The 9778-nt window shown below is 72.6% G+C and carries 9 protein-coding genes; 6 read left to right on the forward strand and 3 right to left on the reverse strand.

Annotated features, from left to right (window positions below; genetic code table 11):
* Positions 1–524 precede the first annotated feature (524 nt).
* From RM446_RS24390 to RM446_RS24400, 3 genes are all read left to right on the forward strand, one after another.
* Positions 525–1475 carry a DMT family transporter gene (locus RM446_RS24390; RefSeq protein WP_398695828.1) on the forward strand — a complete coding sequence of 317 codons (951 nt, stop codon included), beginning with the start codon at positions 525–527 and terminating at the stop codon, positions 1473–1475.
* Positions 1472–2782: a glycosyltransferase gene (locus RM446_RS24395; RefSeq protein WP_398695830.1), complete on the forward strand. Its 1311-nt coding sequence runs from the start codon at positions 1472–1474 to the stop codon at positions 2780–2782. Before RM446_RS24390 ends, RM446_RS24395 begins: the two co-directional genes overlap by 4 nt.
* Positions 2783–2994: 212 nt before the next feature.
* Positions 2995–3288, forward strand: coding sequence for a hypothetical protein (locus RM446_RS24400; protein WP_311547792.1), 294 nt, complete (start codon positions 2995–2997; stop codon positions 3286–3288).
* A gap of 24 nt (positions 3289–3312) precedes the next feature.
* On the opposite strand, the gene RM446_RS24405 is transcribed toward RM446_RS24400, so the two are convergent.
* The gene (locus RM446_RS24405) at positions 3313–4257 is read right to left on the reverse strand and encodes a LysR family transcriptional regulator (protein ID WP_311547793.1); all 945 of its coding nucleotides are present in this window, start codon (positions 4255–4257) and stop codon (positions 3313–3315) included.
* Between the two features lie 143 nt (positions 4258–4400).
* On the opposite strand from RM446_RS24405, the gene RM446_RS24410 reads away from it, so the two are divergent.
* Entirely contained in the window at positions 4401–5696 is a 1296-nt protein-coding gene (locus RM446_RS24410) for a pyridoxal phosphate-dependent aminotransferase (RefSeq protein ID WP_311547794.1), read from the forward strand.
* 154 nt (positions 5697–5850) lie between these two features.
* Here RM446_RS24410 and RM446_RS24415 read toward each other — a convergent pair whose 3' ends face one another.
* Positions 5851–6969, reverse strand: coding sequence for a glycosyltransferase family 4 protein (locus RM446_RS24415; protein WP_311547795.1), 1119 nt, complete (start codon positions 6967–6969; stop codon positions 5851–5853).
* Between the two features lie 326 nt (positions 6970–7295).
* Here RM446_RS24415 and RM446_RS24420 point away from each other — a divergent pair, with 326 nt between their 5' ends.
* Together RM446_RS24420 and RM446_RS24425 are read left to right on the forward strand one after the other, a co-directional pair.
* Positions 7296–7547, forward strand: coding sequence for a DUF6457 domain-containing protein (locus RM446_RS24420; protein WP_311547796.1), 252 nt, complete (start codon positions 7296–7298; stop codon positions 7545–7547).
* Between the two features lie 239 nt (positions 7548–7786).
* On the forward strand, positions 7787–9208 hold the full coding sequence (locus RM446_RS24425) for an alanine/glycine:cation symporter family protein (RefSeq protein ID WP_311547797.1): 1422 nt from the start codon (positions 7787–7789) through the stop codon (positions 9206–9208).
* Between the two features lie 140 nt (positions 9209–9348).
* Here RM446_RS24425 and RM446_RS24430 read toward each other — a convergent pair whose 3' ends face one another.
* Positions 9349–9693 (reverse strand): DUF1330 domain-containing protein, encoded by a 345-nt coding sequence (locus RM446_RS24430; RefSeq protein WP_311547798.1) that lies wholly within the window; start codon positions 9691–9693, stop codon positions 9349–9351.
* Between the last annotated feature and the right edge of the window lie 85 nt (positions 9694–9778).

A 9778-nucleotide genomic window follows, 5' to 3' on the forward strand; every position in this document is an offset into this window, starting at 1 on the left:
CTACCGGGTACTCAAACGCCATCTGATCGATGTGATCTACCGGGCCATGGTCCGGGACCGGGCGGGGTGGGTCCATGCCGCGATCGAGCATCATCTCGCCGCTTGACATAGAAGGGTCAACGGGGGTTCGGCGCCGGTCAGGAAGTGTGCCGCAGAGGGCTGCGGGGGAAAGGCAGCACGCGCTGCGCCAGTGCGCGCGCTGCCCCGCCGCTTGCCCGCGCCTCCCCCCGGGCTTGATAGGAGTCGATGCGGGTAGCGGACTCATCGCGGACGTCCGCGGTCACCGGCTCGTGACCGGATGTTTCCCTCGGTTCCCCGCCCCGCGGGGGCGCGGACAGACCGAAGGGGTATCCAGGGGTGTACGCAGCCGCGGACAGGGCCTGCCCGGCGCGGTAGGGGTGGCACTACCCGGATTCGGGTGGTGACTTCCTCGATTCGCCGGAGGCTTTGTACTTGGCTGGTTGATAGGCAGGAGGCGCCGGACCGGCGCCGCAACGACGCCGATAGCGGGGAGGCGCAGGAGCGTGATCGTCTGGTCAGTGCTCATCGCCCTGGCGGGTGCTTTCTGCATGGCTCTCGGCTCAGCCCTGCAGGAGCGCGACGCGGTGCGGGCGCCCGGGCACAGCGTTGCGCGGGTCGGCTTCCTCGTGCACCTCGCCCGCCGTCCCCGCTGGGTGCTCGGCACCGCGGGCGCGGGAGCGGGCGTCGCGCTGCACTTGGTGGCGCTCAGCGGCGCACCGCTGACGATCGTCCAGCCCATCGGCGTCACCGGGCTGCTGTTCGCCATCGTGCTGTCGGCGCTGTTCAACCGTGCTCCGGTCCGGGCGGGGCAGATCGCCGCCGGTGTCGCCGTGATGGCGGGACTGAGCGGACTCCTGCTGCTGTTCCCGCACAGCGCCGAGGTGCCGCGGCTGTCCATCGGAACCGGGCTCGGGCTGACCGGCGGCATCCTGGCACTGGGCTGCGCCGTGTTCGCGGCGGCCCACTGGGTGCGGCCGGGTCCCCGGGTGCTGCTGCTGGCGACCGTCGGCGGCGCGGCACTGGGCACCACCTCGGCCCTCGCCCGCGTGGTGGCGGCCAACGCCGCCGCCGACTGGACCGCGGTGTTCACGTGGCTGACGCCGATGTGCCTGGCCGCGGCTGTGCTGGGCGGACTGTTCCAGCAGAACGCCTACCGCACCGGTCACTTCGCCGCCGCCTACGCCACTCTGCTGGTGGTCGACCCCGTCGTCGGAGCGGGGATCGGGGCGCTGCTGCTGGGAGAGGGCCTTCCGGCCACTCCGCTCCACCAGGCGCTGGCCGCCGGTGCGGCGCTGCTGGCGGTCGGCGGCACTGTCGCGCTTGCCCTGGCGCGCAACCGCAATCCCGAGGCGGCCGGAGCGCATTCCGACCGCGATGAGTCGCCCGCCACCGAGCCCGGCGGAGCTTCACCGGGCGCCCGAGCATCCAACACGACCTCAGGAGAGTCCCGATGACCCCCTTGAGCCAGCGAGACCTGCCCCGTACCGGAGTCGGCGACGAGGCCGGCGGGAACGAGCGCCTGCGGGTTCTGATCGCGGCCGACACCTACCCGCCGGATGTCAACGGCGCGGCCTACTTCACCCGCCGCCTGGCCACCGGCCTGGCCGCTCGCGGGCACGACGTTCATGTCGTCTGCGCCTCGCCCACCGGCGAACCGGGCATCAGCACGGAATCCGGGGTGACCCTGCACTACCTGCGGTCGGTGTCGGTGCTGGTGCACGACACCATGCGCACCACCCTGCCGGCGGGGATCGGCGGGCACCTCACCCGGCTGATCGACCGGCTCCGGCCGCACGTGGTGCACGCGCAGAGCCACTTCACCGCCAGCCGCGCGGCCATCCACCGCGCCCGGCTGTCCGGCACCCCGGTCGTGCTGACCAACCACTTCATGCCGGACAACCTGTTCGCTCACGCCCACGTCCCCGAGCGGCTGCACAGCATGGTGGGCGCCTTCGCCTGGCGCGACATGGTGCGTGTGGCCTACGCCGCCGACTACGTGACCACGCCCACCGAGCGCGCGGCCGGGCTGCTGCGGGACAAGGGCTTCAGCCGGACCGTTGAGGCCGTGTCCTGCGGCATCGACCTGGACCGCTTCCACCCGCGCCCGGCCGAGCGCACCGCCGCGCGCGAGCGGTTCGGGCTGCCCGAGCGCGACACCATCGCCTTCGTCGGCCGCCTCGACGAGGAGAAGCGCATCGACGAGCTGATCCGGGCACTGCCACGGGTGTTGGAGCGCCGCGACGCGCAGCTGGCCCTGGCCGGGACCGGCCAGCGCGAGCAGGAGCTGCGGCGGCTCGCGGCCGACCTGGGCGTGGCAGACCGGGTGCACTTCCTGGGATTCGTGCCCGACGCCGACCTGCCCAAGCTCTACGTCGCCGCCGACATGTTCGCGATCGGCAGCGTCGCCGAGCTGCAGAGCATCGCGACGCTGGAAGCCATGTCGACCGGGCTGCCGGTCGTGGCGGCCGACGCGCTGGCCCTGCCGCACCTGGTCACGCCCGGGAGCAACGGCTACCTTTACGCGCCGGGCGACGTCGCGGCCCTGGGCGAGCGGCTGCTGGAAGTGCTGGAGCCCGAGCGGGCGCGCGCCGAGATGGGGGCGGCCAGCCGCGAGATCGCCCGTCGGCACGACCACCGGCGGTCCCTGGACCGGTTCGTCGAGATCTACGGCGAGGTCCGCCCGCGCCACTTCGCGGGCCTGCGCAGGTCGCGTACGGCGCTGAGCGGGCCGCGGGCGCGCCGCCCGGTCATCGCCGCCTGACCGCGGGCGGCGGCGAGCGGGAAGGGCTGGTCGGGCCCTGCTTTCCCGGCGTTCTGGGCAATCCGCCCAATCCGCCTTCATGAGCACCAAGTAGTCACTTTGACGTCGTCGGTGACTTTCCGCATTCTTTGCGTCACATACTGGTGATACCGGGTCGAGTGCCGGATAGACCTTGTGATGTGTGGTTCGTTGGAACTGGCCGGCTGCGAGGGGTGGCGGACATCCACGGTGTCGCCGTCCGTCTGCGGCGGGTCCAACGTGAGGCCGACGAGTGCGATGCGGCACTCGTCGGTCTTGAGCGGGCCCACGCCGATCTGCAGCGCAGGGTCGCCGACGCCGAGGTCGAGCTGGAGGCGCTGCGCCAGCAGCGCCTCGACGCCTTCGAGCACTTCTGGGTGACCCGAGAGCAGCGCGACCGCGCGCGGCACCTCTCCCGGAGGCTGCGTCGGCGGCTGCACCGCCTGCACCGCCGAACCCGCGTGTTCGACGGCCTCATCGGCGACTGACCCCGACCCGTCGGCGGGACGGGGTCACGCGCGCTCGGCGCTGCGCAGCGCCTCGTCCAGCGTCTGCTGGACCTCTTCGGCCGCCGAGCGCAGCGCCCGCAGCGTCACCTCGATCGCGGGACGGCGCATGCTGCTGGCGCGCACCACCGCGTAGGCGTCGCGCGCCGGGGCCTGCGGCAGCACCCGGAAGACCAGCCCCGAGGTGCCCCCGGCCAGCGCCAGGGCGGGTACCGCCGCGATGCCGATGCCCCGCGCCACCAGGTTCAGGATGGTGCCCTGCCCCTGGAACTCCCAGGCGGTGTCTGGCGCTCCGCCGACGTTGGCGAAGAGCCGGTCGGTGCCCGTCCGCGAGGGCTCGCCCCGGGGCGCCGCGATCCAGGGCTCCTCCAGCAGGCGGTGCAGCTCCACGGGGCGGCGGGTGTCGGCGAGGGGATGGTCGTCCGGCACCGCCAGCACGAGCGGGTCGTGCAGCAGGTGCAGGTGCCGCAGCTTGCCCGTCCCGGTGTCGGGCGGCCGCTCGGACCAGTCGTCGATCACGGCGATGTCCACCTCGGCGGAGGACACCTGGCGCACCCCGGCCGCGCCGACGCTCTGCCGCAGCACCAGCTGGAGGCCCTCGTGGCGGCGCAGGCTCTGCGCAAGCAGCGGGGCCAGGGCGACCGCCGCCGTGGGGAAGGCGGTGACGGTGACCGGTCCCAGCGGAACGCCGCTCTGCTGGGCCAGCACCGACTCGGCCGCCTCGACCATGGCCAGGATCTGCTCGGCGTGCACGGCCAGCAGCCGGCCGCCGTCGGTCAGTTCGGCGCTGCGCGCGGTGCGGTCCAGCAGCTGGGCGCCCGCCTCGCGTTCCAGCGCCGACAGCTGCTGGGAGACCGCCGACGCCGTATAGCCCAGCGCTTCGGCCGTGCCGGCGATGGTGCCCCGCTCAGCGAACTCCTTGAGTACCTGCAACCTCCGTACATCCAGCATAAGGACAGCTTACTCTTAGCATCGAAAAGATTCGCTTGTACTGATGGGTGGATGTGGGCAGAGTGAAAGGCAGGGCGTGATGCGAGCAAACGCGTCACCAACTGCACTGCCGTCACCTGGACGTATGCGGAGTTGATCTCTTCATGTCTGTCACCGTGTCCGCGACCCTCGCTGTGAACGAGGCACTCGCCGAAAGACGGCGCCAAGGGCTGCCCGTCGTGCCGCTCGGCTTCGGCGAAGCGGGCCTGCCCGTCCACCCCGCCATGCGCGAGGCCCTGGCGGCGGGAGGTGGCAAGAACGCCTACGGGCCGGTCGCCGGAACCGCCGAGCTGCGCGACGCCGCCGCCGGCTACTGGCAGCGCCGCGGCCTGACCACCGACCCCGATCTGGTGGTGGCCGGCCCCGGCAGCAAGCCGCTGCTCTACAGCCTGCTGCTGGCCATCGGCGGAGACACCGCCGCCGCCGCGCCGAGCTGGGTCAGCTACGCCGCCCAGGCCCAGCTGGCCGGCTACCGGTGCCTGCAGATCCCCACCGCACCCGCGCAGGGCGGGGTCCCCCAGCCCGACCTGCTGGAAGCGGCGGTACGGCAGGCCCGCGCCCGCGGGCGCGACGTCCGCTCCGTCATCGTCACCGCCCCCGACAACCCGACCGGAACCCTCGCCTCGGCCGCGACGGTGCACCGCCTCGCCGAGACCGCCCGCGAGCTCGACCTGGTCGTCATCTCCGACGAGATCTACCGCGACCTGGTCTACGACGGCGCGGCCGAGGTGCACAGCCCCGCCGAGTACGCACCCGAGCGCACCGTGGTCTCCACCGGCCTCAGCAAGAACCTGGCGCTCGGCGGCTGGCGGCTGGGCGTCGTCAGGCTGCCGGACAGCGCACAGGGCCGTCGGCTGCGCGCCGGGCTGCTCGGGGTAGCGAGCGAGATCTGGTCCAGCCCGGCAGCGCCTATCCAGGAGGCCGCCGCCTACGCCTTCAGCGAACCCCCCGAGCTCACCGACCGGATCCACCGCAGCGCGCGGCTGCACGGCGCCGTCGCCCGCGAGGCCGCCGACCGCTTCGCCGAGGCCGGCGCCATGGCCGCCGCGCCGCAGGCGGCCTTCTACTCATACCCGGACTTGGAGGCCTGGCGGGGCCACCTGGCGCGCGAGCACGGCGTGACCACCGGCGCCGAGCTGACCGCGCTGCTGCTTGAGGACTACGGCGTGGGCGTGCTGCCCGGATCCGAGTTCGGCGACAGCCCGCACGCGCTGCGGATGCGCGTGGCCACGAGCCTGCTCTACGGAGAGACCGACGATCAGCGCACCACCGCGCTCGAAGCCGACGACCCCGTCGCGCTGCCCTGGATCGCCGACCACCTCGACCGGCTCAGCGAGGTCTTGGAGGAGGTGGGGCCGGGCGACGCCGCCGACGAGGTCCGGGAGGCTCCGCGCCGCTGAGCACGCGCACGCGCCGACCGAGCGGCGGCGCCGCGGCCCCGGGCGCGCGGACCGGCCCGGGGGCCGCCGCGGCCGGGCGGTCGGCGAGGAGCGGACACCGGTCGTTGCGGAAGGGCCGGGTCCGCACCCCGCCGCGGGACACTGTAACTCCGGTTCAGCCGCGCAGCGGAACGCGGGGCGGCGCAGCGGCGCCCGGAGAGATCACCGAGCGGTAGTGGTCGAGCAGTTGGTCGCCCACGACCTGCCACGTCCGGGCCTGAACGGACGGGCGCGCGGCAGCGGCCATGCGCCGCCGCAACGCGCCGTTGTGGATCAGCCGCCCCACCGCCAGCCGCAGTCGGCGCACCGAGGACGGGTCGTAGAGCAGGCCGTTGCGCTCGGGCTCGACGAGGTCCAGCGGGCCTCCCGACGCGGGCGCAACCACCGGCACACCGGAGGCCAGAGCTTCCTGCACCGCCTGGCAGAAGGTCTCGTCCGCCCCGGTGTGCACGAACACGTCCAGGCTCGCGTACAGGCGCGACAGCTCCTCGCCCGTGCGCTGCCCGGTGAACACCGCCGAAGGGATCCGGCGGCGCAGCCGGGCACGGTCCGGGCCGTCGCCGACCACCACCAGCCGGGCGCCGCGCAGGCGCGCCACATGCGCCAGCAGGTCGACACGCTTGTCCCTGGACAAGCGGCCGACATAGCCGACCAGGACCTCTGCTCCGGGGGCGAGCCGCCCGCGCAGCGCCTCGTCGCGGTGGCGCGGGTGGAAGCGCGCGGTGTCGACGCCGCGCCGCCACAGGCTCAGCCGGGGGAAACCGTGCGCGGCCAGCGCCTGCCGGGCGGCCGAGGAGGGAACCAGCGTGCGGTCGACCGCGGCGTGGATCTGGCGCAGCAGCGGCCAGAAGGCGTGCGCTCCCGGAATGCCGTGCCGGGCCGCGAATCCGCACAAATCGGTCTGGTAGACCGCCACTGTGGGCAGCGCCATCGGTCGAGCGGCCTCGACCGCGGCGCCGCCCAGCAGCACCGGCGAAGCCAGATGCACGACATCGGGCCCGAAGGCGCGCAGCGCGGCCGACAGCAGCCGGCGCGACGGCAGGCCGAGCGCGAACGAGCCGTACCCGGGCAGCGGCACGCTGGGCGTCCGCACCACCGGAAAGCCCGCATAGGAGGACGGGCCGGGCCCGGGGGCCAGGATCAGGGCCCGGTGCCCGCGGGTGCGCAGATGGTCGGCCACACGGCACACGGAGTTCGTGACGCCGTTGACCTGGGGCAGGAACGATTCGCTCACGATCGCCACCTTCAGCGGGCGAGCGGGATCGGGGGAGGGGGACGAGGGGGAGGGGGATGTGGACAGCGGGCGCATACGGCTCTCCCGTCATCGCGGGACTGCTCCTGACAGGGCACGCTAGCCACGCGGCGTGAACCCGCACGGACAGCAGGCGAACGCCCTGTCGACGCGCCGCCGCCGGGAATGCGACGCCGCCCGGCGCGACCGGGCCCGGAGGCCGGCGGGACCACTGTGGACGCGGCCCGGCCCGCGTGTCTGCGCTCACCCCCGCCCACCCGTATGATCGGCCACTGTCGCCACCGAATCCCTTCGGCAGAGGAGCCGTCATGACGCTGGTCGAATGGGCGCAGCAGGTCTGCGCCGAGCTCGAGCTCTCCGACGAGATCGGCAAGTCCGACGTCGATCGGATCCTCGACCTCGCCAAGGACGCCGCGCACTCGGTGGCCCGGCCGGCTGCCCCGCTGACCACGTATCTGCTGGGCATCGCGGTAGGCCGCGGCGCCGACCCCGCCGAAGCCGCCGCCGCCGTCGCCGCACTCGCCCGCGAGCACGCCTCCGGGGCCGCCGACGACAGCTGATACGCGCAGGTCACCTGCTTGAAACAGGGCGCAGGTGCCGCAGTACGCCCCTGGACACAGGCGCAACAACTGTGTGGATGAACCGTGATTCGGGTGTTACGAGACGGTGTGACTCTGTCCTTGCGCAGGACCGCGTCCGCACGACAGCGCCGCGCACCGCTGCCGATCGCTCGCGCCGCACACGGCGCCGAACGCCGGTAGGCAGTGTCCCCGGATCCGATCGATAGGGAGAATCCCCAATGTCCGTACTCCAGGACTACCTGGACCTGATCTCCGGGGTGGTGTGGGGGCCGTTCGTCCTCATCCCCCTCCTGCTGTTCACCGGTGTCTTCCTGACGGTGCGGCTGCGGCTGCTGCAGTTCCGCGTGCTCTTCCACGCCCTGTGGCTCGCGCTGTTCCGCCGCAAGGAGCACCACGAGGTCGAGGGCGACATCTCCCACTACCAGGCGCTGAGCACGGCGCTGGCGGCCACCGTGGGCGTGGGCAACATCGCCGGCGCGGCGCTCGCCATCGGCGCCGGCGGTCCGGGCGCGCTGTTCTGGATGTGGATCGTCGGCCTCGTTGGCATGGCCACCAAGTACAGCGAGGCCGTGCTGGGTGTGAAGTACCGCCGCAAGGACGCCCACGGCGAGCAGAGCGGCGGTCCGATGTTCTACCTGCGCCGCGGCCTGCCCGGCGGACTGGGCCTGGTGCTCGGCGGGGCGTTCGCCGTCTTCGGCGCCATCGCCTCCTTCGGCATCGGCAACGGCACCCAGGCCAACACCGTCGCCCAGCAGCTGGACAGCGTGTGGAGCGTGCCCGACTGGGTCACCGGTCTGGCGCTGGTGATCCTCGCCGGGGCCGTCATCATCGGCGGTATCAAGAGCATCGGCCGGTTCGCCGCCGCGGTGGTGCCGATCATGATCGTGCTCTACGTCGGCATCACCCTGCTGGTGCTGATCGTGCACATCGGTGAGCTCCCTTCGGCCCTCGCCCTGGTCTTCAGCGAGGCCTTCACCGGCGCCTCGGCGACCGGCGGCCTGCTCGGCTCGGCCCTGCTGTTCGCCATCCAGCAGGGCGTGGCGCGCGGCATCTTCTCCAACGAGTCCGGTCTGGGCACCGGCGGTATCGCCGCCGCGTCCGCCAAGACCGACCAGCCCGTGCGCCAGGGCATGGTCTCGATGACCCAGACCTTCATCGACACCATCATCGTGGTGACCATGACCTGCATGGTCATCATCGTCACCGGCGCCTGGAAGGCGCAGGACGCCGAGGACGGATCGCTGCTGACCTCCCAGGCGATGTCGGAGGGGCTGTCGACGCTGTCGCCGGCCCTGGCGCCGGTGGGCAGCTACAGCGTCGCCATCGCCGTGATGGTCTTCGCCTTCACCACCATCGTGGGCTGGTCCTACTACGGCGAGCGCTGCATCGACTTCCTCGTCGGGCGCAAGGGCGTGCTGCCGTTCCGGGTCGTGTTCGTGGCGGTGGTCTTCGTGGGGGCGACGGTCCCGCTGGACATCGTCTGGGGCTTCAGCGACATCGCCAACGGCCTCATGGCCATCCCCAACCTCGTCGGACTGCTGCTGCTGTCGGGCGTGGTGGTCGCCGAGACCAAGCGCTACTTCGACAACCCGAACTGGAAGGACCCCGAGGCGCCGATGCCCAAGGTCTACGACGCCTGACTCGGGTGCGGCGGGGCGGAGCCGGTGCTCCGGCCCGCCGCAGACCGCGGCCGTATGGGGCGCCCGCCGCGAACGGCGGGCGCCCCAGCCCTGTTGATCTTGTAGCTATCGCAAATGGAAATCGTTTTCCTTCACGATGGTTACAAGATCGACCGGGTTCGGACCGCACTCGCGGTCGCGGCCGGGTCGTAGTCCTCGGAGACGCCTTCGACCAGGATGATGTCGCCCTCGATGTGCCGAGAGCGCAGCGGTGCGATCTCCCGGTACGCGGGGGAGTCCCACCAGGCCCGCGCCTCGGCGATCCCGGGGAACCCGATCACCACGACGCTCCCGGGCCAGGCGCCCTCCTTCACCTCGTGCTGCGCGCCGTGCACGAGGAAGCGGCCGCCGTAGGGCTCGAACGTGGCGGTGATGCGCTCGATGTACTCGGCGATCTCCGGGTGCGGAGCGGCCTCGTGCAGATTCGCTATGGCGTAGGCGGGCATGGGGCACCTCCGGTCGGTCGGGCTCCGTACACCGGCGATCCTTGCAGGGAGGCGGCGCGGGGGCGATTACCCGCCGGGTAACGCC

The sequence above is a fragment of the Streptomonospora wellingtoniae genome (assembly GCF_031845375.1).
Taxonomy (GTDB): Bacteria; Actinomycetota; Actinomycetes; order Streptosporangiales; family Streptosporangiaceae; genus Streptomonospora; species Streptomonospora wellingtoniae.

What these genes read in the sequence shown, in the direction of transcription:
- RM446_RS24405 (WP_311547793.1), bottom strand. Translation starts at nt 4,257, where the DNA reads ATGCTGGATGTACGGAGGTTGCAGGTACTCAAGGAGTTCGCTGAGCGG.
- RM446_RS24410 (WP_311547794.1), top strand. Translation starts at nt 4,401, where the DNA reads ATGTCTGTCACCGTGTCCGCGACCCTCGCTGTGAACGAGGCACTCGCC.
- RM446_RS24395 (WP_398695830.1), top strand. Translation starts at nt 1,472, where the DNA reads ATGACCCCCTTGAGCCAGCGAGACCTGCCCCGTACCGGAGTCGGCGAC.
- RM446_RS24420 (WP_311547796.1), top strand. Translation starts at nt 7,296, where the DNA reads ATGACGCTGGTCGAATGGGCGCAGCAGGTCTGCGCCGAGCTCGAGCTC.
- RM446_RS24425 (WP_311547797.1), top strand. Translation starts at nt 7,787, where the DNA reads ATGTCCGTACTCCAGGACTACCTGGACCTGATCTCCGGGGTGGTGTGG.
- RM446_RS24430 (WP_311547798.1), bottom strand. Translation starts at nt 9,693, where the DNA reads ATGCCCGCCTACGCCATAGCGAATCTGCACGAGGCCGCTCCGCACCCG.